This is a genomic window from Arthrobacter sp. SIMBA_036 (genome assembly GCF_046535135.1).
Classification (GTDB): domain Bacteria; phylum Actinomycetota; class Actinomycetes; order Actinomycetales; family Micrococcaceae; genus Arthrobacter.
The window spans coordinates 1-271 of the sequence record NZ_JAWRXG010000179.1 but is presented as its reverse complement, the minus strand read 5'-3'; the positions used below and the strand labels follow the sequence as shown (position 1 = coordinate 271).

1 protein-coding gene is annotated in these 271 nt (G+C 59.0%); it reads left to right on the top strand.

What is annotated here, in order from left to right:
- Window positions 1-80: 80 nt before the first annotated feature.
- Window positions 81-271: hypothetical protein (locus SB659_RS19570; RefSeq protein WP_410551609.1), on the top strand; the 191-nt coding region annotated here is incomplete at its 3' end.

The following is a 271-nucleotide window of genomic DNA, read 5'->3' as shown; positions in this document are numbered from 1 at the left end:
CAAGTGGACATACGGGAAGTTTTGAAGCAAGCTGCCGTTAACGATTTGTTAACGATCGCATTTTGCGAGGAAGACGGCCGATGGTCACGCGTTTTTCGAAAGTCATTCCGCTCATGCTCGGCGCCCTGATGGCGCTGCCTGCCGCCGCCGGCGAACGCTATCCGCACCACGGTCGCGGCATGATCCATTTTGCGGGCGGACAGCAATGGTTCGGCGATCGCGACCGCCGTCACGGCCACAACCGCTTTGTCAGATTGCGACAGTTCTCGCC